This is a genomic window from Kribbella aluminosa (assembly GCF_017876295.1).
Lineage (GTDB): Bacteria > Actinomycetota > Actinomycetes > Propionibacteriales > Kribbellaceae > Kribbella > Kribbella aluminosa.
The window spans coordinates 4,333,221-4,355,504 of sequence record NZ_JAGINT010000002.1 but is presented as its reverse complement, the minus strand read 5'-3'; the positions used below and the strand labels follow the sequence as shown (position 1 = coordinate 4,355,504).

General features: G+C 70.5%; 21 protein-coding genes and 1 pseudogene. 9 read left to right on the top strand and 13 right to left on the bottom strand.

Annotated features, from left to right (window positions below; all coding sequences use genetic code 11):
• A pseudogene (locus tag JOF29_RS44245) lies at nt 1-336 on the top strand (trehalase-like domain-containing protein); the annotation flags it as partial.
• Nucleotides 337-347: 11 nt separating this feature from the next.
• On the opposite strand, the gene JOF29_RS44240 reads toward JOF29_RS44245, so the two are convergent.
• Nucleotides 348-584 (bottom strand): hypothetical protein, encoded by a 237-nt coding sequence (locus JOF29_RS44240; RefSeq protein WP_245359938.1) that lies wholly within the window; start codon nt 582-584, stop codon nt 348-350.
• Between the two features lie 95 nt (nt 585-679).
• Between JOF29_RS44240 and JOF29_RS44235 the strand changes: the two genes are divergently transcribed.
• Nucleotides 680-1,732 carry a glycoside hydrolase family 15 protein gene (locus JOF29_RS44235; protein ID WP_245359936.1) on the top strand — a complete coding sequence of 351 codons (1,053 nt, stop codon included), beginning with the start codon at nt 680-682 and terminating at the stop codon, nt 1,730-1,732.
• 60 nt (nt 1,733-1,792) lie between these two features.
• Nucleotides 1,793-2,548: an SDR family oxidoreductase gene (locus JOF29_RS41730; RefSeq protein ID WP_209699798.1), complete on the top strand. Its 756-nt coding sequence runs from the start codon at nt 1,793-1,795 to the stop codon at nt 2,546-2,548.
• Nucleotides 2,549-3,884: 1,336 nt separating this feature from the next.
• On the opposite strand, the gene JOF29_RS41725 is transcribed toward JOF29_RS41730, so the two are convergent.
• Together JOF29_RS41725 and JOF29_RS41720 are read right to left on the bottom strand one after the other, a co-directional pair.
• Nucleotides 3,885-4,358, bottom strand: a complete 474-nt coding sequence (locus JOF29_RS41725; RefSeq protein ID WP_209699797.1) for a carboxymuconolactone decarboxylase family protein — start codon at nt 4,356-4,358, stop codon at nt 3,885-3,887.
• 53 nt (nt 4,359-4,411) lie between these two features.
• Complete coding sequence (locus JOF29_RS41720) at nt 4,412-5,506, bottom strand: DNA polymerase domain-containing protein (RefSeq protein WP_209699796.1); 1,095 nt, start codon at nt 5,504-5,506, stop codon at nt 4,412-4,414.
• Nucleotides 5,507-5,664: 158 nt separating this feature from the next.
• Between JOF29_RS41720 and JOF29_RS41715 the strand changes: the two genes are divergently transcribed.
• The 4 genes from JOF29_RS41715 (at nt 5,665) to JOF29_RS41700 (ending at nt 12,346) form a co-directional block, all read left to right on the top strand.
• A complete protein-coding gene (locus tag JOF29_RS41715) occupies nt 5,665-7,260 on the top strand; it encodes a M4 family metallopeptidase (protein WP_209699795.1) in 1,596 nt (531 codons plus the stop codon).
• 133 nt (nt 7,261-7,393) lie between these two features.
• The gene (locus tag JOF29_RS41710) at nt 7,394-9,778 is read left to right on the top strand and encodes a DUF8508 domain-containing protein (RefSeq protein ID WP_209699794.1); all 2,385 of its coding nucleotides are present in this window, start codon (nt 7,394-7,396) and stop codon (nt 9,776-9,778) included.
• 62 nt (nt 9,779-9,840) lie between these two features.
• A complete protein-coding gene (gene msrB, locus JOF29_RS41705) occupies nt 9,841-10,257 on the top strand; it encodes a peptide-methionine (R)-S-oxide reductase MsrB (protein ID WP_209699793.1) in 417 nt (138 codons plus the stop codon).
• Between the two features lie 55 nt (nt 10,258-10,312).
• Complete coding sequence (locus JOF29_RS41700; protein WP_209699792.1) at nt 10,313-12,346, top strand: AAA family ATPase; 2,034 nt, start codon at nt 10,313-10,315, stop codon at nt 12,344-12,346.
• 55 nt (nt 12,347-12,401) lie between these two features.
• Here JOF29_RS41700 and JOF29_RS41695 read toward each other — a convergent pair whose 3' ends face one another.
• Genes JOF29_RS41695 through hemE form a run of 5 tightly spaced genes read right to left on the bottom strand, consistent with a single transcriptional unit; the run spans nt 12,402 to nt 16,395 of the window.
• Nucleotides 12,402-12,776 carry a VOC family protein gene (locus JOF29_RS41695; RefSeq protein ID WP_245359934.1) on the bottom strand — a complete coding sequence of 125 codons (375 nt, stop codon included), beginning with the start codon at nt 12,774-12,776 and terminating at the stop codon, nt 12,402-12,404.
• Complete coding sequence (gene hemQ, locus JOF29_RS41690) at nt 12,776-13,471, bottom strand: hydrogen peroxide-dependent heme synthase (protein WP_307863975.1); 696 nt, start codon at nt 13,469-13,471, stop codon at nt 12,776-12,778. The genes JOF29_RS41695 and hemQ overlap by 1 nt, the downstream gene beginning before the upstream one ends.
• Nucleotides 13,468-14,868, bottom strand: a complete 1,401-nt coding sequence (gene hemG / locus JOF29_RS41685; protein ID WP_209699791.1) for a protoporphyrinogen oxidase — start codon at nt 14,866-14,868, stop codon at nt 13,468-13,470. The genes hemQ and hemG overlap by 4 nt, the downstream gene beginning before the upstream one ends.
• A complete protein-coding gene (locus tag JOF29_RS41680; RefSeq protein ID WP_245359932.1) occupies nt 14,865-15,362 on the bottom strand; it encodes a GNAT family N-acetyltransferase in 498 nt (165 codons plus the stop codon). The genes hemG and JOF29_RS41680 overlap by 4 nt, the downstream gene beginning before the upstream one ends.
• Nucleotides 15,349-16,395, bottom strand: a complete 1,047-nt coding sequence (gene hemE / locus JOF29_RS41675; RefSeq protein ID WP_307863974.1) for a uroporphyrinogen decarboxylase — start codon at nt 16,393-16,395, stop codon at nt 15,349-15,351. Before hemE ends, JOF29_RS41680 begins: the two co-directional genes overlap by 14 nt.
• 149 nt (nt 16,396-16,544) lie before the next feature.
• Here hemE and JOF29_RS41670 point away from each other — a divergent pair, with 149 nt between their 5' ends.
• Both JOF29_RS41670 and JOF29_RS41665 read left to right on the top strand, forming a co-directional pair.
• Nucleotides 16,545-17,147 (top strand): DUF3000 domain-containing protein, encoded by a 603-nt coding sequence (locus JOF29_RS41670; RefSeq protein ID WP_209699790.1) that lies wholly within the window; start codon nt 16,545-16,547, stop codon nt 17,145-17,147.
• Entirely contained in the window at nt 17,144-18,421 is a 1,278-nt protein-coding gene (locus tag JOF29_RS41665) for a ribonuclease D (protein WP_209699789.1), read from the top strand. The genes JOF29_RS41670 and JOF29_RS41665 overlap by 4 nt, the downstream gene beginning before the upstream one ends.
• An 11-nt stretch (nt 18,422-18,432) precedes the next feature.
• Here JOF29_RS41665 and JOF29_RS41660 read toward each other — a convergent pair whose 3' ends face one another.
• The 5 genes from JOF29_RS41660 to JOF29_RS41640 all read right to left on the bottom strand — a co-directional run bounded on the left by JOF29_RS41660 (nt 18,433) and on the right by JOF29_RS41640 (nt 22,132).
• On the bottom strand, nt 18,433-19,647 hold the full coding sequence (locus JOF29_RS41660; protein ID WP_209699788.1) for an MFS transporter: 1,215 nt from the start codon (nt 19,645-19,647) through the stop codon (nt 18,433-18,435).
• Entirely contained in the window at nt 19,644-20,234 is a 591-nt protein-coding gene (locus tag JOF29_RS41655) for a winged helix-turn-helix domain-containing protein (protein ID WP_209699787.1), read from the bottom strand. The genes JOF29_RS41660 and JOF29_RS41655 overlap by 4 nt, the downstream gene beginning before the upstream one ends.
• Before the next feature lie 88 nt (nt 20,235-20,322).
• Nucleotides 20,323-20,811: a glutathione peroxidase gene (locus JOF29_RS41650; protein WP_209699786.1), complete on the bottom strand. Its 489-nt coding sequence runs from the start codon at nt 20,809-20,811 to the stop codon at nt 20,323-20,325.
• Nucleotides 20,812-20,813: 2 nt separating this feature from the next.
• Entirely contained in the window at nt 20,814-21,467 is a 654-nt protein-coding gene (locus JOF29_RS41645; RefSeq protein WP_209699785.1) for a dienelactone hydrolase family protein, read from the bottom strand.
• A complete protein-coding gene (locus tag JOF29_RS41640; protein ID WP_209699784.1) occupies nt 21,464-22,132 on the bottom strand; it encodes a hypothetical protein in 669 nt (222 codons plus the stop codon). The genes JOF29_RS41645 and JOF29_RS41640 overlap by 4 nt, the downstream gene beginning before the upstream one ends.
• Between the last annotated feature and the right edge of the window lie 152 nt (nt 22,133-22,284).

Below are 22,284 nucleotides of genomic sequence, written 5' to 3'. Positions count from 1 at the left end.
GTGTCGAAGCGGGGCTCGATCGACTGGCTGTGCTTCCCGCGGTTCGACTCCCCCGCCTGCTTCGCGGCGCTGCTCGGCACCGACGACAACGGTCGCTGGCGGATCGCGCCCCGGGACGCGGACGCGGTCAGCAGCCGGCACTACCGCGGCGACACGCTGGTCCTGGAGACCGAGTGGTCGACCCCGACCGGGACGGTGCGGGTGATCGACTTCATGCCGCCCCGGGACGCGGCGCCGGACGTGGTCCGGATCGTCGAGGGCATCCACGGGTCCGTCGAGATGCGGTCCGAGCTGAAGCTGCGGTTCGACTACGGTCACGTGGTTCCGTGGGTCCGCCGCTCCGACGGTCAGATCGACGCGATCGCCGGACCGGACGCGGTCTCGCTGCGCTCCGACGTCCACCAGTACGGCCGCGATCTCACGACGTACGGCGATTTCCGGGTCGGCAAGGGCGACCGGGCCTGGTTCGTCCTGACCTGGCACCCGTCGCACCATCCGGTCCCGCGGGCGACCGACGCGATCGCGTCGCTGCAGCCGACCGAGGACTTCTGGACGGACTGGATCGGCCGCAGTACCAGCACCACCGAGCTCAGCGAGGAGGTGACGCGGTCGATCCTGACGCTGAAGGCGCTGACCTACGCGCCGTCCGGCGGGATCGTCGCGGCCCCCGACCACCTCGTTGCCCGAGACGCTCGGCGGCTCCCGGAACTGGGACTACCGGTACTGCTGGTTGCGCGACGCAACGATGACGCTGTCCGCGATGCTGCGCGCCGGGTACACCGACGAGGCCGAGGCCTGGCGGAACTGGCTGCTGCGCGCGATCGCCGGCTCTCCGCAGGACGTGCAGATCATGTACGGCGTGACCGGGGAGCGCCGGCTCACCGAGTTCGAGGCCGGCTGGCTGCCCGGGTTCGCCGGGGCGGCGCCGGTGCGGATCGGGAACGCGGCCGCCGAACAGTTGCAGATCGACGTGTTCGGCGAGGTGATGGACGTGCTCGCGCTGGCCCGGGAGGCCGAGATCGGCGCGACCGACGAGGCCTGGCAGGTCCAGCGCGGCCTGATGCGGCACCTGGACGAGGTCTGGAACCAGCCCGACGAAGGGATCTGGGAGGTCCGCGGCGGGCGGCAGCACTTCACGTACTCGAAGGTGATGGCCTGGGTCGCGTTCGACCGGGCCGCGCGGGCGGTCGAGCGGTTCGGGCTGAGCGGGCCGGCCAAGGAGTGGCGGGCGCGCGCGGACGAGATCCACAAGGCGGTCTGCGAGCAGGCGTACGACCCGGACCGGAACACGTTCACGCAGGCGTACGGGAGCAAGGCGCTCGATGCCGCCGTACTGCTGATCCCGCAGGTCGGGTTCCTGCCGGCCGACGACCCGCGGGTAGCCGGCACGGTGGACGCGGTGCAGCGTGAACTGACCGTCGACGGGTTCGTCCGGCGGTACCTGACCGAGCACACCGACGACGGGCTGAGCGGCGACGAGGGCACGTTCCTGATCTGCTCGTTCTGGCTGGCCGACGCGCTCGCGATGGTCGGCCGGGTCGGCGAGGCCCGCGACCTGTACGAGAAGCTGGTTGCCCTCCGCAACGACGTCGGGCTGCTCGCCGAGGAGTACGACGTCGGCTCCGGGCGGATGCTCGGGAACTTCCCGCAGGCGTTCTCGCATCTCGGCCTGGTGAACACCGCCTGGCACCTGACGACGGCCGAGTCCCCGCTGCGCAGGTCGGCGTACTAGGTCTTTGCCATCGGCCACGTTCGAGGTGCGCGCCCGCGTGGGGTGCGGCAGGATGGAGTCGTGGACCTAGGACTGCGCGATCGCACCTACATCGTCACCGGCGCCAGCGCCGGGCTCGGCTTCGCCACCGCGAAGGCCCTTGCCGCCGAAGGCGCCCGGCTGGTGATCTCCAGCCGGAACGAGGAGTCGATCACCCGGGCCGCCGCGGAGCTGGGCGCGAACGTCGTCGGCATCCCGGTCGACAACGCCGATCCAGAGAGTGCGGAGCGGCTGGCCGCCACCGCGATCGCCAAGTGGGGCGAGCTGCACGGCGCGCTGATCAGCGTCGGCGGCCCGCGGGCCGGGACCGCGCTGGACACCGACGAGGCGGACTGGCGGGCCGCGTTCGACAGCGTGTTCCTCGGCGGGCTGCGGATCGCCCGGGCGGTCGCACGGGCCGGGGCGGAGGGTACGTCGATCGCGTTCGTACTGTCGTCGTCGGTGAAGTCCCCGATCAACGGGCTGGCGATCTCGAACGGTCTCCGCCCCGGGCTGGCGATGGTCGCGAAGACCCTCGCCGACGAGCTCGGTCCGAACGGCATCCGGGTGAACGGCCTGATGCCCGGCCGGATCTCCACCGCCCGCCTGAAGGAGCTGGACGGCAAGTCCGGCGACCCGGAGGCCGTCCGCCGCGCCTCCGAGAAGACCATCCCACTGCGCCGCTACGGCACCCCCGACGAGTTCGGCCGCGTCGCCGCCTTCATCCTCTCCCCCGCCGCCTCCTACCTGACCGGCGCAATCATCCCGATCGACGGCGGCGCCCTCCGCACCATCTGAGCCCCCACCCACCACCCGCTCCACCCCCGGCGGCCCACGCCGCCACCCACCACCCGCTCCACCCCCCACGCCCGCACCCATCACCCGCTCCACCCCCCGCGGCCCACGCCCGCACCCATCACCCGCTCCACCCCCGCGGGCCTGCGCCCCCACCCGCTCCCCGGCCCGCGCCCCCACCCACCACCTGCTCCACCCTCCGCAGCCCGGCCCACCTTCAGGCCGCGGCCACACCGCCCTCCCAGCCGTCGGCCCGTTTGAGGCTCTTGTGACTGATGTATGGCTGGGTGGTGTGTTTCCGGGGTGGCGTCGCGGGGGCGTGCCCGCGTGCAATGCCGACAGGACATGTCCGGCGGCCGGGTAGTGCACCTGAGCGTGACCGCGCCCGCGCGTACAGCGTCTCCCCGGCGCTCTACCTGTCGCCACAGACCGAGGCGTAGTCGTGTCGCCCGAGCATGCGTTTCTTGTCCACTTGCGCATGTTCTCCGCCTGGAGAGCCTGCCGGCCGGACGGCACCGTCCAGGGGTTGGAACCGCCGAGAGCGATGCTGTCCACCTGAACCGACCACCCGAATTCCCCCGACCTCGCTCAACTACGACCGATCAGTCGTACGGCGCAGCGAGCTGTTCGTCGAGTCGTGGGATTCGGCGAACGACACGCCGTAGCCGGCGACCCCGATCCACGACTCGCGGGTGAGGACACCAGCCAAACGCCACGATTCGGCGTACAGCCGCGATCGTCATGGTGAACCCCGCCCGCGCGTCGGGCACCCACGCCGGCGAAACCCCCTCGCCCACCTGGCTCCGGCATCACACGGTCCGACCAACGCCCACACCTGCGTCAAGAGAGCCCCGTTTCAGGGGTTAACCCCTGAGATGGTGCCTTCACCCGCTGCATGCGAGGTGCAAAGGCACCACCTGAGTGGTTAACCACTCAAATGGCGTCGCGAGAATGCGGCGCACGTGGGGGCGGGACATGGGTGGGAACGTGGGCGGCGGGACCTCGGGGCGGGGACGCGGGTGTGGTCGTGGCGACGCGACGCGGACGTGAGGGTGGGGGCGCGACGCGGGCGTGGGGGCGCGACGCGGGCGTGGGGGCGCGACGCGGACGTACGGGTGGCGGCGCGACACGGGCGTCGGGGCGCGACGCAGACGTACGGGTGGCGGCGCGACACGGGCCTGGGGGCGCGACGCAGACGTACGGGTGGCGGCGCGACACGGGCCTGGGGGCGCGACGCAGACGTACGGGTGGCGGCGCGACACGGGCCTGGGGGCGCGACGCGGACGTGAGTGTGGGGGTGGGACGTGGGCGTGGTGGGGGTGGGTGGTGATGGGGCAGGTTATCCCCATTGGCCGGGGACGTAGTCGCCGGCTGGTTGCTGGGTGATGACGTTGAGGCGGTTCCAGGTGTTGATGCCGGCGATGGCGGCCACCAGGGCGGCCAACTGGTTCTCGTCGTAGTACTTGGTCGCGTTCTGCCAGACGTCGTCGGGGACTCCGCCGGCGGCGTCGGCGATCCGGGTGCCGGCCTCGGTCAGCGCCAGGGCGGCGCGCTCCGCGTCGGTGTAGACGGTTGCCTCGCGCCAGACCGCGACCAGGTTGATCCGGACGGCGGTCTCGCCGTGGTGCGCGAGGTCCTTCGAATGCATGTCGACGCAGTACGCGCAGCCGTTGATCTGGCTGGCCCGTAGCTCGACCAGCTCGAGCGTCGCGAGCGGAACGCCGGCGTCCAGCGCGACCCGGGCCGCGGAGTTGAGGTGCTTGATGAACTTGCCGAGTACGGGGTTGGTGAACAGATCCAGACGAGCGTCCATAACAGGTGTCTCCTAGCGAATGAGCGTGTCGATACCCACCCGACGAGACAGCGCTACGGAATGTCAGGGATGCGGTTGCCCTGCTCGTCCCAGTGCTCGGCGACCTTCTTGCTCGGCTGCACCCGCGGCGGCTCGCCCGGCATCTTCGGGTAGTCCGGCGGGAAGTTCAGCTCGCCGCCGGGCAGCTCCTCCCACAACCGCAGCAGCGGGTCGAGCGCGTACGCCGTCTCGTCCATGTCGGCCCACGGGTCCCCGTCGGCGAGGTACTCCGGGACCGTGTGCAGGTTGAACGCCCGCGGGTCGTCGACCTCGGCGAGCCGCTCCCAGGACATCGGCGTACTGACCGGCGCACCGGGCCGGGGCCGGAGCGACCAGGCGCCGGCGACCGTCCGGTCGCGGAGGTTCTGGTTGAAGTCGAGGAAGATCGACGCCTCGCCGCGTTCCTCCTTCCACCAGGCGGTGGTGACGCCGTCGTCGCGGTGCTCGAGCTCGCGGCCGAGGCCGATCGCGGCGTGCCGGACCTCGTCGAACGACCACTCGGGCCGGATCCGCACGTAGATGTGGATCCCCCGGTTGCCACTGGTCTTCGGGTACCCACGGAGCCCCAGCTCGTCCAGCAGTTCCCGCGCAACACCGGCCACCCGGCGGGCGTCGGCAAAGGTCGCCCCGGGCTGCGGGTCGAGGTCGATCCGCAGCTCGTCAGGACGGTCGAGATCGGTACGGCGGACTGCCCACGGGTGGAAGGTCAGCGTGCCCATCTGCGCTGCCCAGACCGCGGCGGCCGGCTCGGACAGGCACAGCTCGTCGATCGGGCGGCCGTTCGGCGTCAGCACGCGGCAGGTCTCCAGCCAGTCCGGCGCGCCCTTCGGCAGCCGCTTCGAGTAGAACCCGTCGCCGGTCTGGCGGCCGATCGAGTCGACCGACAAGGTCATCCCCTCGCGCCACCCACCGGGCCAGCGCTCCAGCGCGACCGGCCGGTCCCCCGAGGCGTGCATGAACGCGGGCGCCACCGCGACGAAGTACTCGCAGACCTGCAGCTTCGAAACCTCCGGAGCCCAGTCTGTCGCCTCGTAGACAACCCGCTCGGGGCTGGAAACCCGGACCTCACGCTCCCCCACGGTGAGCATCACCGCCGTGCTCTTCGCCATGCCGAGACGCTATCGCCCCGGACCGACCAAAACCCGGATCCGCGACGGAACGGCAACTTTTCCCAACCCCTGGCCACGTTCGGTGACTGGGCGGTAACGTTCCAGCACCTCGTTCCTGGGGCGTGAGGCCTCCGGGACACCTGACAAGGAGCGCGAGGATGAACAGATCCGCCCTGTTCGCCGCTGCGACTGCAGTGGCGACCACCACCGCCCTCGGACTGACCAGCGCATCTACTGCCACCGGTGCACCGACGGCTTCCCCTCTCCCCAGCCCCGCCGTGGCCGTCGCGAAGGCCAAGGAGGCGATCAGCGGCAACCTGGCCGCGCTGCGGGCCACGACGGCCGACGCGTTCGTGGTCAAGGACGTGATCGTCGACAAGGACGGCAGCAGCCACGTGCGGATGGACCGCACGATCGGCGGCCTCCCGGTCCTCGGCGGCGACGTCGTCGTCCACGAGACCAAGGACGGCGCCTTCAAGAGCGCCAGCCTGACCCTCACCAAAACCGCGAACATCAGCCGTACGCCGAAGCTCGGCGCCGCCACCGCGACCGCGAAGGCGCTGACCAACGGGGTCAAGTCCGAAGGCAAGCCCAGCCTGGTGATCGAGGCCCGCAAGGGCGCGCCGCGGCTGGCGTACCTGGTCACCACGGTCGGCACCCAGAAGGACGGTACGCCGAGCCGCATCACCACCACCGTCGACGCCTTGACCGGCGCGAAGCTGATCAGCGAGCAGCACATCGAGACGGCCACCGGTGACGGCAAGAGCCTGTACTCCGGGACCGTGCCGATCGAGACGAGTACGGCGACCGGCGGCTTCACGCTGACCGACGCCACCCGCGGCGGCGGCTGGACCGGCGACGCGAACAACAAGACCGACTCGGTCCTCTGCCAGGTCTTCCAGCTGGGCTGCGTCGCGGCGACCAAGTTCATCGACGCCGACAACCACTGGGGCAACGGCACGAACTCGGACCGGACGTCGGCGGCCGTCGACGCGCACTACGGCGCGGAGACGACGTACGACTACTACAAGAACGTGCAGGGCCGGAACGGGATCTTCGGCGACGGCAAGGGTGTCCCGAGCCGCGTGCACTACGGCTCCAACTACGTGAACGCGTTCTGGGACGGCAAGCAGATGACGTACGGCGACGGTGACAACGTCGCGGCCGGCCCGCTGGTCTCGCTCGACGTGGCCGGCCACGAGATGTCCCACGGCGTCACCGAGCACACCGCGAACCTCACGTACTCCGGTGAGTCCGGCGGTCTGAACGAGGCCACCAGCGACATCCTCGGCACGATGGTCGAGTTCTACGCGAACAACCCGGCCGACCCGGGCGACTACTACATCGGCGAGAAGATCATGAAGGACCGCCCGGCGCTGCGGTTCATGGACAAGCCGAGCAAGGACGGCAACTCCCCCGACTGCTACTCGTCGAGTGTCGGCAACCTCGACGTGCACTACTCGTCGGGTATCGCCAACCACTTCGCGTACCTGCTCGCCGAGGGCTCCGGCGCGAAGACGATCGGCGGCCTGCCGCACAACTCGCCGACCTGCGACGGCTCGACGCTCACCGGCATCGGCCATGACAAGCTCGGCAAGATCTGGTTCCGCGCGCTGACCACGTACATGACCAGCGGTACGACGTACACGCAGGCCCGGACCGCGACGCTGAACGCGGCCACCGACCTGTACGGCGCGAGCAGCGCGGAGAAGGCCGCGGTCGCCGCGGCGTGGACCGCGGTAGCCGTGAACTGATCGAGGTTTCGCCGGTCCTGTCCCACTGGGGCGGGCAGGACCGGCGAATGATCACCCGTGCGTTTGACCGCCGCACCCGGTGTTCACGTATTGGGCCTTGGATGGACCACATACCGATGTGAGAATCCGGGCCATGTCTGCCCTGAACGGATCACGACGCCGCATCGGCGCTCTCGTGGTCGCCTCGAGTCTCGCCTTGGCCGGCGCCGCGACCCTGGTCGCCCGGCCCGCCGACGCCGCTTCCTCCGACGTGCTCATCACCGAGGTGTACGGCGGTGGCGGCAACAGCGGTGCGCCGTACACCAACGACTTCGTTGAGCTGACCAACAACAGCTCCGCCCCGGTCGACGTGAGCGGCTGGTCGATCCAGTACGCCTCCGCCGCCGGTACGTCGTGGCAGGTCACGAAGCTGACCGGCAGCATCGCGCCGGGCGCCGTGTACCTGGTCCAGGAAGCCGGCGGCGCCAACGGCCAGCCGATGCCGACGCCGAACGTGACCGGGACGATCGCGATGTCCGCGAGCGCCGGCAAGGTCGCGCTGGTCACCAGCCAGACCGCGCTCGCCTGTGGCTCGGCCTGCCACGCCGACCCCGCGGTCCGCGACTACGTCGGCTTCGGTACGGCGAACGACTCCGAGACCGCGCCCGCGCCGGGCCTGTCGAACACCACCTCGGCCGCGCGCAAGGACCCGAAGCAGGACACCGACAACAACAGCGCCGACTTCGTCGCGGGCGACCCGTCGCCGGGCACGCTGACCGGCGGCCCGGCCGAGCCGCCCGTTGACGCGAAGATCCACGACATCCAGGGCGCCGCCCACCGCTCGCCGCTGGAGGGCAAGCGGGTCAGCAACGTCACCGGCGTGGTGACCGCGAAGAGCGGCAACGGGTTCTGGTTCCAGGACACCCAGCCGGACGACAACCCGGCCACCAGCGAGGGCATCTTCGTCTTCACCAGCTCGGCACCGACGGTATCGGTCGGCGACGCGCTGAGCGTCGAGGGCACGGTCGCCGAGTTCCGCCCGGGCGGCGCCGGCGGTACGACGAACCTCACCACCACCGAGCTGACCAACGCGGACGTCACGGTCACCGGTACGGCCGCCGTACCGGCTCCGACGATCGTCGGTCCGGGCGGGCGGGTGCCGCCGTCGACGGTGATCGACGACGACTCGACCGGTGACGTCGAGAAGACCAGCACCGCTTTCGACCCGGCCAACGACGGGCTCGACTTCTGGGAGTCGCTCGAGGGCATGTGGATCGGCATCAAGCAGCCGGAGGTCACCGGTCCGACCAGCTCGTTCCGTGAGCTGTCGGTCGTACCGGCCGGGTCCGGGGTCCGCACGGTCCGCGGCGGGATCCTGCTGCAGAAGACCGACTCGAACCCGGAGCGGGTGCTGCTGGACGACGTACTGACGCCGATCCCGGACGCGAAGACCGGCGACAAGCTGGCCGGTACCGTCGCAGGTGTCCTGGACTACTCGTTCGGCAACTACAAGCTCCTGCCGACCACCACGCCGACCGTGATCGACGGCGGGGTCAAGCGTGAGGTCACGCGGGCCTCCGGGCCGACGCAGCTGTCGGTGGCGACGTTCAACGTGGAGAACCTGGACCCGTCCGACGGTGACGCAAAGTTCGACGGGCTCGCGCAGGCCGTCGTCCACAACCTCGCGTCGCCGGACGTCCTCGGGCTCGAGGAGGTGCAGGACAACGACGGCGCGGTCAACTCCGGTACGACGGCCGCCGACAAGACGCTGAACATGCTGGCCGCGGCGATCGTCAAGGCGGGCGGACCGAAGTACACCTGGAAGCAGATCGACCCGGTGAACAACGCCGAGGGCGGCGAGCCGGGCGGCAACATCCGGGTCGCGTTCCTGTACCGGACCGACAAACCGCTGAAGTTCGTCGACACGCCCGGCGGCGGCTCGACGACCGCGACCACGATCGTCACCGACCACGCGGGACGCCCGCACCTGAGCGCGTCGCCGGGGCGGGTCGACCCGGCGAACCCGGCGTGGGCCGCGACCCGGGTGCCGCTGGCCGGCGAGTTCAAGTGGCACGGGCAGACCGTGTTCGTCGTCGTGAACCACTTCAGCTCCAAGGGCGGCGACGACCCGCTGTGGGGCCGGTTCCAGCCGCCGGTGCAGTCCAGCGCCCCGAAGCGGCACCAGCAGGCCGCCGTGGTCCGCGGGTTCGTGGACCAGATCCTGGCGAAGGACAAGGGCGCGAACATCGTCGTACTCGGTGACCTGAACGACTTCGACTGGTCGCAGACCGCGGACATCCTGGTCGGGTCGGGCAAGACCGCCCTGGTCGACCTGCCGCGGACGCTGCCGCTGACCGAGCGGTACAGCTACGTGTTCGAGGGCAACAGCCAGATCCTGGACCAGATCCTGGTGTCGCAGAACCTGCGGCCGACGGCGGCGTACGACGTCGTGCACATGAACGCGGAGTTCCCGGACCAGATCTCCGACCACGACCCGCAGGTGGTGAAGCTGACCCCGCTGCCCTCCTGGGTGCGCTAACCGGAGTGTTACGTCGGTCGCCCGGGCGGGGTTTTCGGCTCCGGGCGGCCGATACTGGTGTGGTGACAGATGACACCAAGGAGTACACGGTCCACAAGTCCGATGCGGAGTGGAAGGCGCAGCTCTCCCCCGCCGAGTTCCACGTACTGCGCCAGGCCGGCACCGAGCGGCCGTTCGTCGGCGAGTACACCGACACCAAGACGGTCGGCGTCTACAAGTGCCGCGCCTGCGACGCCGAGCTGTTCCGCAGCGAGACCAAGTTCGACTCGCACTGCGGCTGGCCGTCCTTCTTCGCCCCGCTGGCGGAGGACCGGGTCGAGTACATCGAGGACCACGACCTCGGCCTGAAGCGCGTCGAGGTCCGCTGCGCCAACTGCGGCTCCCACCTCGGCCACGTCTTCGAGGGCGAGGGCTACGGCACCCCCACCGACCTCCGCTACTGCATCAACAGCGTGAGCCTCACCCTCGCACCGGCCTGATCGCCCGCCGGGGCCCTAGACTGGGTCGGCTGGTTGTTCCTGGGGAAGGAAATTGGTGGCTGACGAGGTCCGTACACCGCGGGTTCTGGATGTGCTCTCGGCCGCAGAGCCGTGGGAGGTTCCGCCGGCGTGGACGGAACGCGTTCGGGCTCAGCTGAAGGTTTGGGCGGACGATCCGGAGGCGTTGCGGCCGTTGCGGCCGGAGGCGTTCCCGGACTTCGTGAGGGGGACGCCGGCCGCGGTCTGGTTCACCCACCAGGCGGCGCCGCTGCTGACCGGGTGGATCCCCGTCCTGCACGGTGAGTACGCCGACCTGTCGACCGAGCTCACGCACGACTTCTACCGGCCGTCCTCCCGCCTCGGCGGCAACGGTCACGTGATCTACGCGGCGCCCACCGACTGGCACCTGCAGGCGATCGCCGGCGCCCGCGGCTTCCGCGAGCTCGGTCGCAAGCACGCGCTGCTGGTGTCCCGCGACGTGATCCGGCTGTTCGTCGACGCTCCCCCGATGGCGGCTCGCGCCGAGGCCCTGGCCGCCGCGTTCGACCGGGTGGTGGCCGACCGCGAGGCCTTCCACCTGCACCTCACCGGCGAGTACGACGAGATCGCGAAGTACTGGCGCACCGACGCGCTCAAGCCCGGCGAGCGGGCCCTGCTCCCCGAGCTGGCCGGCCCGACCGCCGCGCTCAAGTACTCGCTGAACTCGATCCGCGACACCCACGCCCGGATGCTGATGGCGATCCCCGACGAGTACGCCGGCGACTTCGCCCAGGTGATGTCCGAGCTGATCCTGGCCGCCGGGCTGCACGGCATCCCGCAGTCCGTGGCGAACATCCTCGGCGACGCCACCATCGACGTCCACAAGGCGCTCGAGGACCTGCGCCCGAGGTTCAACCTGCAGACCTGGCACGGCCACGTCAACCAGTGGATGTCGCGGGCGATCCGCAACGGGCAGTCACCGCTCGCCCGGTCCTGGGGTGCCGCCGCCGCGCGGGTCGGCGTGCACCTGTCCGGCGTACTCAGCAAGCAGCCGTGGCCGGAGCCCGAGATCCCCGACCTGACGACGCTGTTCCGGATGCTCGACCGGGAGCGCTGGAACTCCCTCGAGACCGCCGCCGCGGCCGAGCAGGACAACTCCCTGGCGGCCGCGTGGAGCAGCGTCAAGGACACCGAGGACAAGCAGCGGGCCGGCAGCACCGTCGACGGCGAGCCGTTGCCGCCGAAGCCGGTCGACCTGACCGACAACCCGCTGGCCGAGCTCGACTCGCTGATCGGCCTGGCCTCGGTGAAGGACGCCGTCCGCCGGATGGTCGCCGAGGTGAAGACGAACCTGCGCCGCGGCGAGCTCGGCCTGCCCAGCCACGAGCGGGCCCGGCACATGGTCTTCGTCGGCAAGCCCGGTACGGCGAAGACGACGATCGCCCGGCTGCTCAGCCGGATCTACCACCAGCTCGGCGTCCTGGAGAAGGGCCACGTGGTCGAGGTCGACCGCTCCGACCTGGTCGGCGCCGCGGTCGGTTCGACGGCACCGATGACCGCGGCCAAGTTCCGCGAGGCGCTCGGCGGCGTGCTGTTCATCGACGAGGCGTACAGCCTGACGCCGGAGAACACGCCCGGCGACTACGGCCTGGAAGCGGTCGCGACGATCCTGAAGATGATGGAGGACCACCGCAACGACTGCATCGTGATCGTCGCCGGGTACCACCGCGAGATGCAGCGCTTCATGGAGTCGAACACCGGCCTGCAGTCCCGGTTCCCGAAGCTGCTGTCGTTCAGCGAGTACGACACCGACCAACTGGTCCAGATCTTCGAGCTGCAGGCGCACCAGAAGGGCATGATCTACGGCGAGGAAGTGCTCGACAAGGTCCGCACCGTGATCCCGCCGGCGCCGCGCGGTCACAGCTTCGGCAACGGCCGGTTCATCCGGAACGTGCTGGAGGAAGCCGTCTCCAACCAGGCGACCCGGCTGTCGGCCAGCGACCCGGACAAGCTCACCGAGCGCGACCTCCGCGAGCTGATCCCGTCCGACGTCCGGCCCCCGACGTCGATGCGCGCCGAGGACTACCTCCTCCAAAAGCCCGGTACCTGACGCTTACGTCCGAAGAACCGTGGCCTCTGACCCTCACATCTTCGGACGTGACGGGTCAGATGGGGGTGGCGAGAGCGATCGGGTTGCCCTCGGGGTCGGCCAGGTAGGCCTGGCGCTCGCCCCACGGCATGGTGGCCGGCTCCTGGAGGACCGGGTGGCCGGCCGCCCGGAAGCGCTCCACCTCGGCTTCCACGTCGTCGACGTACACGAAAAGCTCGAAGCGCGGCGCCGCACCGACGGTGATGCCGAGCTGGGCCTCCGGCCAGTTGGCGTCGGACAGCCCCAGCGAGGAGTCGCCGCGCTCGAGGCCGACGTAGTGCGGGTCGCCCTCGAGCGGGAACTGGTACGTCGGCTCGTAGCCGAGGAGGGTGTAGAACTCGACGGACCGGCGTACGTCGGTGACGTACAGCACCGGGAACGCCTTGCCCATCAGACCAGGTTCGCGATCAGGTCGGCGATCTCGGTCCGCTTGCCGGTGTAGAACGGGACCTCTTCGCGGACGTGCCGCCGGGCCGTGGACGCGCGCAGGTCGCGCATCAGGTCGACCATCCGGTGCAGCTCGTCGGCCTCGAAGGCGAGGATCCACTCGTAGTCGCCGAGCGCGAACGACGCCACCGTGTTCGCCCGGACGTCGGGGTAGGTGCGCGCCATCTTGCCGTGCTCGGCGAGCATGAACCGGCGCTCCTCGTCCGGCAGCAGGTACCACTCGTAGGATCGGACGAACGGGTACACGCAGATGTACGGGCGTGCCTCCTCGTCGGCCAGGAACGCCGGGATGTGGCTCTTGTTGAACTCGGCCGGCCGGTGCAGCGCGAACTGTGTCCAGACCGGGACCAGGTGCCGGCCCAGCCGCGACCGGCGGAGCGCGTGGTACGCCTCCTGCAGCGCGTCCGAGGTCGGCGCGTGCCACCAGATCATGAAGTCGGCGTCCGCCCGGAAGCCCTCGACGTCGTAGATCCCGCGGATCACCACGTCGTCCGCGGCCAGCTTCCCGACCAGGTCGGTCAGCTCCGCGGTCAGCTCGTCCCGGTCCGCATCACCCAGCGGCGTCTCGACCTTGAACACCGACCACAAGGTGTAGCGGATCACATCGTTCAGCTCACGGGCCTTCGGCTTACCAGTCACGACTTCATTGTCTCCAATGCGTTCAGGTGGTCCCGCACCCGGGTGGCCGCCTTGCCACCCGATGCCACACACGCGGCGATCCCGACACCCCGGTACGCCGCCCCGCAGAGCGCCAGGCCCGGCACGCCGGACGCTGCCGCCTCCACCCGGTCGACCCGGTCCAGGTGCCCCACGGCGTACTGCGGAAGCCCACCGCCCCACCGGGTCACCAACGACCCGACGACGTCGGGCAATCCGATCGCCTTCGACAGATCGGCCACCGCCAACCGGACCAGCTCCTCGTCGGAGCGCTGCAGCACGTGCTCCTCGCCGAGCCGGCCGACCGAGGTCCGCAGTACCGCGAGGTCTCCCCCGGCCTCCGCGGACCAGGCCCACTTGGCGTGCGAGTACGTCGCGGCCTTGATCGTGCGGCCCTCGACGGACGGCACCAGGAAGCCCGAACCGGTCGCCCCGGCGGGCCAGTCGGCCTTCCGGACGGCGAGCGTGACGATCGCCATGCTCGCGTACTCGATCGCCGCCAGCTCGGTCGATGCCGCCGGCACCAGCTCCGCGAGCATCCGCGCGGCGGGCGTCGCGGGTACGGCGACGACGATCGCGTCCGCGGTCAGGTACGTCGGCGCGGGCACCGGCCCGGCCTCCAGCTCGAACCCGCCGGCGGTCCGGGTGATCCGGCGTACGGCGAGCTTGGTCCGGATCTGCACGCCGCGGCCGACCAGGTCCTTCTCGAGCGCGGTGACGATCCGGTTGATGCCGCCGGCAACACCCGCGAACACCGGCTGACCGGCGCGCTTCTGCCCGAGCTCGCGCAGTTCGGCGGTGGCGGCGAGCAGGCTCGGCGCGGTCCGGAGCTTCGCGTACAGGTCGGGTACGGCGGCGGCCAGCGAGATCTCCTCGGCCTTCCCGGCGTACACCCCGCCGAGCAGCGGATCGACCAGCTTCTCGGTGACCGCGGACCCCATCCGTTCCGCCACGAACCGCCCGATCGCCACGTCCTCGGTCAGCGCGGGCGGCGCCAGCTCCGACTCGCGCGCGACCTGCTCGGCGGCGGCCTCCCCGAGTACGTCGGCGGTCGCGGACGGATCCACCGGGACGCCCATCACGGTCGGCGGAATCGCCCGGATCCGGTCGCCCACCCACAGCCCGGCCGAGGTGGTCGCCGGGTGCACCAGATCGAGCCCGACCGCCCGGATCAGGTCGACTGCCTCCGGCCGCCGGGCCAGCACCGACTCGGCGCCGAGGTCGACCGGCACGCCCTCGATCTGGTCGCCGGCCAGCTTGCCGCCGAGTCGCGGCGACCCTTCGAGGATCGTGACCTGCGGCGGATTCGGCCCGGTCGCGAGCGCGTGCGCCGCCGCCAGTCCGCTGATCCCGCCGCCGACCACCACAACCCGGCTCACAGCGCCTCCAATACGTACTGCTTTCCCGGCCCGAGGTCGGTGCTCGAGACGCCGACCTGGCGGAAACCCACCCGGGTGAGCACCGCCTGCGACGCCGGGTTTCGGTCCGAGGCCCCCGCCCGGAGCGAGGTCAATCCGTAGCCGGGAGCCAGCTGGACGATCGCCCGCACCGCGGCCGTCGCGAGACCTTTGCCCGCCCACTTCTCGGCGATCCGGTAGCCCAGCTCGGCCGACCCGTTCTCCAGGTCGATCAGGTTCACCCGTCCGACCACCGCGCCGTCGCCGTCGACCAGCAGGTGGAAGCGGCAGACGCCTTCCTCCTGCTCGGTGAGCAGCGCCGCGTGCCGGGCCGCGAAGTCCGCGAAGTACTCGTCGCCGCGGTCCCAGATCCACGAGGCGAAGTACGCACGGTTCTCCAGCTCGAAGGCCAGCACGGCGTCGGCGTGCTCGGCGCTCAGCGGCTCCAGCGTCACCTCGTGGTCAGGCAGGTACATGAGCTGACTGCACGTATTTGGTGATCCGCTGCAGCACGTCGGGATCCGCGTTCGGCGGGACCCCGTGGCCGAGGTTGAAGATGTGCCCGGGAGCTGACGCCCCTTCGGCGAGGATCCGGTCGACCTCCGGCTCGATCGCCTCCCAGCCGGCGAACAGCAGCGCCGGGTCGAGGTTGCCCTGCACCGGCTTCGGCGTGCCGAGCCGCCGGACCGCCTCGTCCAGCGGCACCCGCCAGTCCACCCCGACCACGTCCGCGCCGGCCGCGCTCATCAGCCCGAGCAGCTCGCCGGTGTTCACGCCGAAGTGCACCCGCGGTACGTCGTACTGCTTCAAGGCGTCGAACACCTTCGCCGAGTGCGGCATCACGAACCGCTCGTAGTCCCGCGGCGACAGCCCGCCCGCCCACGAGTCGAACAGCTGGATCGCCGACGCACCGGCCTCCACCTGGACCGACAGGAACGCGATCGCGACGTCCGCGAGCCGGTCGGCCAGCGCATGCCACAACGAAGGGTCGCCGTGCATCATCGCCTTGGTCTTCGCGAAGTCCTTGCTCGGCCCGCCCTCGACCAGGTACGACGCCACCGTGAACGGAGCGCCCGCGAACCCGATCAGCGGCGTACCGCCGAGCTCGGACACCAGCTGCCGCACGGCCTCCGTGGTGAAGGACACGTCGGACGGCGTCACCGGACGGACCCTGGCCACCCCGGCGGCGTCCCGGATCGGCTCCGCGACCACCGGGCCGACGCCCGGCTTGATCTCGACGTCGAAGCCGGCCGCCTGCAGCGGGAACACGATGTCGGAGAAGAAGATCGCCGCGTCGACGCCGTAACGGCGGACCGGCTGCAGCGTTAACTCGACGACGAGGTCGGGCCGCATGCACGACTCGAGCATCGAGATGCCCTCCCGGGCCGCGCGGTACTCGGGCAGCGCACGCCCGGCCTGGCGCATGAACCACACCGGAGTGTGCGGCGGCCGCTCACCCCGGGCGGCGAGCAGGTAGGCGGAACGGTCCAGCGAGGGAGGTAACGTCACACAGGGATGATCCCACGCCTCCGTCAACAGCCACCTGGTGGTCGGGAGCCAAGGGCCCCATGACCCGCCGTGCCGGAGGCGCGGCCATACATAGAGCTACCGGCGCGTCGTCGCACGCGTCGGTGAGTAATCAGTCGTAGGCTGCCGATATGGGTGCCCGCAAGCAGGTCGACGCGCCACCCGCGGAGTTCGCCGAGGCAGTCTCGCAGTTACGGGGTGCCCGGTTCCGGCCCGAGGTTTTCGTCGAGGAGATGCCCGCACCGCAGCGGATCGCACCGCATGCGGCGGCGGTCAGCGCGGACGTGACGGTCGACGGTGACGATGTCGCCACCGGCCGCCTGGTCGTCCTCTACGATCCCGCGGGGAACGACGCCTGGCAGTCGACCTTCCGCTGTGTCGCATACGTGCGCGCCGCCGTCGAACCGGAGATGGTGACCGACGCGCTGCTCGGCGGCGTGGGCTGGACCTGGCTGATGGAGGCGCTCGCGGACCGCGGCGCCGACTTCCTGGCACCGAGCGGTACCGTGACCAGGGTGGTATCGGAGAGCTTCGGCGGGATGGCCGACGACGACGCGACCGCGGAGATCGAGATCCGCGCGTCCTGGAGCCCGGTGCCGGGCGCCGGCGGACTGGTCGACGTGACCCGGCACGCCGAGGCCTGGGGTGAAGTGCTGTGTACGGCGGCCGGTCTGCCGCCCGTTCCGCCGGGGGTGGTCGCGATGCCGACCCGGCGTGGACAGCGGGGCCGATGAGCCCAGCCAACCAGGAGCAGCCATCCGCACCGGAGGCCCCGGCCGCGTCGAACCAAGATGCTGACCTGCCCCTGCTCGAGCTCAGGGACGGGTTGTCCGAGGTGATCGACAGCGACCCGGCACTGACCGAGACGGTCGAGGCGTTCCAGGCCGGTACCGGTCCGGTCGCCGTCGATGCCGAGCGCGCGTCCGGCTACCGCTACTCGCACCGTGCGTACCTGGTCCAGTTGCGCCGCGAAGGCTCCGGCTCAGCCCTCGTCGACCCGATCCCGTTCGGGGACCTGTCCGCGCTCGGCGACGCGATCGTCGACACCGAGTGGATCATCCACGCGGCCAACCAGGACCTGGCCTGCCTGGCCGAGGTCGGGATGGTGCCGCGCCAGGTCTTCGACACCGAACTGGCCGGCCGGCTGCTGGGCTACCCGAAGGTCGGGCTCGCGTCGCTGGTCAGCGAAGTGCTCGGCTACCGGATGCGCAAGGAGCACTCCGCCGCCGACTGGTCCACCCGGCCGCTGCCGTCGCCCTGGCTGGTGTACGCCGCGCTCGACGTCGAGATGCTGATCGAGCTGCGGAACGCGATCGAGCAGGAGCTCCGCCACGCGGGCAAGTGGGAGTGGGCCGAGCAGGAGTTCACCGCGATCCTGGACGCTCCCCCGCGGGAGCCGAAGCCGGACCCGTGGCGCCGTACGTCGGGAATGCACCGGGTGCGGAACCGCCGTAGCCTGGCCGTCGTCCGGGCGCTCTGGGAGGCCCGCGACCAAATCGCGGAGGCCGCTGACATCTCCCCCGGCCGGATCCTGCCGGACGCGGCGATCGTCGAGGCGGCGTCGGCGATGCCGACCGAGCGGGAGGCTCTGCAGAAGCTCACCGCGTTCAAGGGCCGCGGCGCGCACCGGCACATGCGGACCTGGTGGGAGGCGGTCGACCACGCCCGCAAACTGCCCGAGTCCCAGCTGCCCAAACAGGGCCCGAGGTACGACGGCCCGCCGCCGGCCCGCGCCTGGGCCGACCGGGACCCCGATGCCGCCGCCCGGCTCTCGACGGCCCGTGCGTCGGTCGCCGAGATCGCCGAGGCGCACCGCCTCCCGACCGAGAACCTGCTGGCCCCGGACACCATCCGCCGCCTCGCCTGGTCCCCGCCCGAGGACCTGACCGTCGACGTCGTCACGGCGTTCCTCCGCGACCACCACGCCCGCCCGTGGCAGATCGCCCTCACCGCCGACATCCTCACCGACGCGATGGCCTCCGAGGCCCCGGCCAAACCGCTCGACTAAACCTCTGGCCGCTACTCGACCGGATTGAGGACCTTCGGCTTCAGGTCCTGGCGGATGTCGGCGCGGAGACTGAGGAGGGTCTGAAGGGCGCCGAGGAGGATCACCGTCGCGATGACGGCGAAGATCTGGCGGTAGCTGAGCACGCTGACGAGCAGGCTGCCGAGTGCGAGCGAGATCGCCTGCGGCGTCGAGATCAGCACCTCGACCGCGGTCGACACCCGGCCGATCAGGTGGCTCGGCGACCTGCGCTGCATCAGCGTCGTCAGCGCCACGAACGTCCACGGCAGCCCGACACCGCAGATCGCGGCGCCCACGAGCACCACGGCGATCGTCGGCGCGACGGCACAGACGATCGTGGCAACCGCCAGCGTCAGCAGACCGAGAACGCAGGTGGCGATCTCCCCGAGCCGCCGTACGGCGCGACTTGCGGTCAGGCCGCCGGCCACGGCTCCGACGCCCTGGCAGGTCACGAAGACCCCGGAGAACGTCGGTGGCTTGCCGAAGGCATCCATCAGCGCGTAGATCGAGGACTCGAAGAACCCGATCACGAGGATCGAGATCGCCAACCCGACCAGAACGTTGCGAAGCACGCGATCAGCGACCAGGAACCGCACCCCGCCAAGCAGATCATCCCGGAAGGTGCTCCGCGCCGGGGCCTGCGTCTCAGTGACCTTGATCGTCGCGATCAGCAACCCGGCGACGGCGAACGTGGTCGCGTCGATGATCGCCACCAGCCAGCCACCCGCGGTCGCGAACACCGCCGCGCCGACGAGCGGACCGAACAGCCGATAGCCCTCCTTGATCGTGGCGAGGCTGGAGTTCGCGTCGACGAGCAGTTCGTCCGGCAGCAGCTCCTTGAGCAGCCCGTTCACCGCGGCGGGCAGCACGACGAACGAAACGCCGTACAGGAAGGCGACGACCCAGATCAGCCACACGTCGCCCGCGTCCCGGACGAGCACCAGCGGGAGTACGGCGGCCGCGCTGGCCAGGTTGCCCCAGACAAGGATCGGCTTGCGCGGCAGCCGGTCCACCCAGACGCCGAGCAGTGGCGCACCGAGTGCCGGGAGCACCATGAAGAAGAACGTCAGGCCGGCCTGTGCGTTCGAGCCGGTCAGCGTCTTCACCCACATGCTCAGCACGAGCAGCATCACCGAGTCGCCGAGCATCGACGTACTCAGGCCGCCGAACAGGCGCGTGAATCCGGGCTGCCCGAACAGCTTCCTCATGCCGGATCGACCCCCGGGAAGTACGTCGGGACGCCCCAGGCGACGAACTCGCAGAGTCGCGCGTTCGCCGGACGCTGCACCGGATCGGTCAGCCGCTCGATGTGGCGGTCGAGCACCGCGTTGATCGCGGCGTTCATCTCCTCGAGCTCGGCCGCTGTGAGCCAGGCGACCATCTCGGTGTTGCTCCGCGCCGCACGCCAGTCCTCGGCGTCGTCCGGCGCCCGCTCCTGCGACTCCCGCAGGCGATCGATCGCCCGGCCCATCATCACGTCGGACAACGCCTGCGCCGCGCGCCGTTCCTCGACCGACCCCGACGCATGCTCCTCGTCCCAGCGAAACCCGAGGCCCGGTACCTTCCAGGGCCGCTGCCGCCCCTTCCCGCCCTCGGCCTCCACCACGAAGCCGTGCTGCGCCAGCTTCCGCAGGTGCCAGGAGCAGTTGGCAGGCGTCTCGTCGAGCCGATCGGCCAGCTCGGTGGCGGTCAGCGGCCCGCTGATCGACAGCAGCTCGACGATCGCCATCCGCACCGGATGGGCCAGGGCGTTGAGCTCACGGGGGTCGCTGAGCCGGCGATGCGGGTTCGGCATGCGTCGAAAGTACTCTTTCGAAAGAGTTGTTGCAATGGCCCGCAAAGGAACGCCCGCCACGGGTGGACGTGGCGGGCGGTCGGCGGTGCTAGGCGGGAAGCTGGGCCTCGATGGCGGTGACGACCTCGGTGGACTCCGGCTCGGTGCGGGGGCGGAAGCGGGCGGCGACGGTGCCGTCGGGGGCGATCAGGAACTTCTCGAAGTTCCACTGGATGTCGCCGGCCTCGCCGTCGGCGTCGGCCGTCCGGGTCAGCTCGGCGTACAGCGGGTGCCGCCCGTCGCCGTTCACCTCGAGCTTGTCGAGCATCGGGAACGTCACGCCGTACGTCGTGGAGCAGAACGTCTCGATCTCCTCGGCGGAGCCGGGCTCCTGGCCGCCGAACTGGTTGCACGGGGCGCCGAGCACGGTGAAGCCGCGCGCCTCGTACTTCTTCTGCAGGTTCTCCAGGCCTTCGTACTGCGGCGTCAGGCCGCACTTCGACGCCACGTTGACGACCAGTACGGCCTTGCCCTTGTACTCCCCGAGCGAGGTCGGCGCACCGGACAGAGTGGTCAGCGGAATGTCGTACAGGCTCATGCTCATCCTTGAGTTGTCGGTAGATGCCGGGCGAGAAAGTCTTCGGTACGCCGCCACGCGAGCGCGGACGCGTCGGCGTTGTGGAACATCGGCAGCGGGTTGTCGAACGCGTGCCCGGCACCGTCGTACCGGTACACCTCGACCGTGTTGGTAGAGGTCAGCGCAGGCACGATCGCGTCCACGTCCAGGAACGCGTCCGCATTGCCGAAGTGGTGCAGGCTGGCGGCTTCCGTCCGGAGCTCGAGCAGCCGCGGCAGCGCGGAGCCGTAGTAGCTGACCAGTACGTCGGGCGACGCGACGGCGGCCACGTTGTACCCGAGCCCGCCGCCGAAGCAGAAGCCGACGACCGCAGTACGTCGACCGCGCGCCTGCAGGTACTCCAGCGCGGCGACCGAGTCCGCGAGCGCCTGGTCCCAGTCGAGCCGCTGGACGATGCCCATCGCCCGCGGCATCAGATCCGGAGCGGACTCGTCCAGCTCGGTGTCGTCCAGGCGCCAGTAGATCTCCGGCGCGATCACGTAGTAGCCGAGGGCGTGCAGATCCGCCGCGCGCTCCTTGATGTAGTCGGAGACCCCGAAGATCTCCTGTAGCAGCAGGATTCCGGGTGCGGCACTGCTTGCGGATCCCCACTCGTGGAACGGAATCTCCAAGGTCACACCGTGAAGCGTACGACCTCCGGTTCAACCGGCACCGGCTTGGGTGCGGGCATCCAGGCCCTGGTCTCCGCGATCGCGTCCAGCAGCAGCTGGTACAGCCGGTCGTCCGGGTTCGGGACGCAGGCCTGCGAGATGCCCTCGACGGCACACGAGACCGCGCGCGGCGCCGTACGGCGGGCGAAGTCCGGTGTCACCCGGCGCCCGCGGGCGGTGAAGGACCGCGCCCACTTGGTCGCCTGCGGGACGGCCTGCAGGACCGCGACCGACTCCGGCTCGAGGTCGTCCGGCGGCCGCCCGTCCAGTGCGGCGAGCTGCCGCTCCCCCACCAGCAGCGCGACAGCCAGGATGTACTGGCGCTCCTGCGAGACGACCGGCAGCGCGTGCCGGATGCAGTGGGCGGCGACCCGCGGTACGACGTGTGGATCGTCGGGGGTCAGCCCGATCACGGACGGGATCAGTGGTGCGAGCCGGGAACGCCCGGAGTCGCTGGTGCAGTCGTTCACGTCGCGGGCGACACCGGCCAGCAGCGGATGCGTGCAGGCCGGATGGTCGGACCACGGCTCGCCGGCCAGGTACGACGCGAACTCCATGAAGCAGGCGCCCTTGCGCGGGCTGCGGTGTTTCCCCCGGCTGAGGACCGGTACGGCCAGATCAACATTGTTCATGGAACAACTCCAGTAACGCGGACCTTGACCACCAGCATGCGCCCATTCGCGCCGCATTGCCACGGGTAACAGGTTTGTGAGGGGACCCTGGTGCGACAACCTCCTCTCCACCTTCCCTTTCTCTTCTTGTGAGCGGACGCACACGGCCAGGT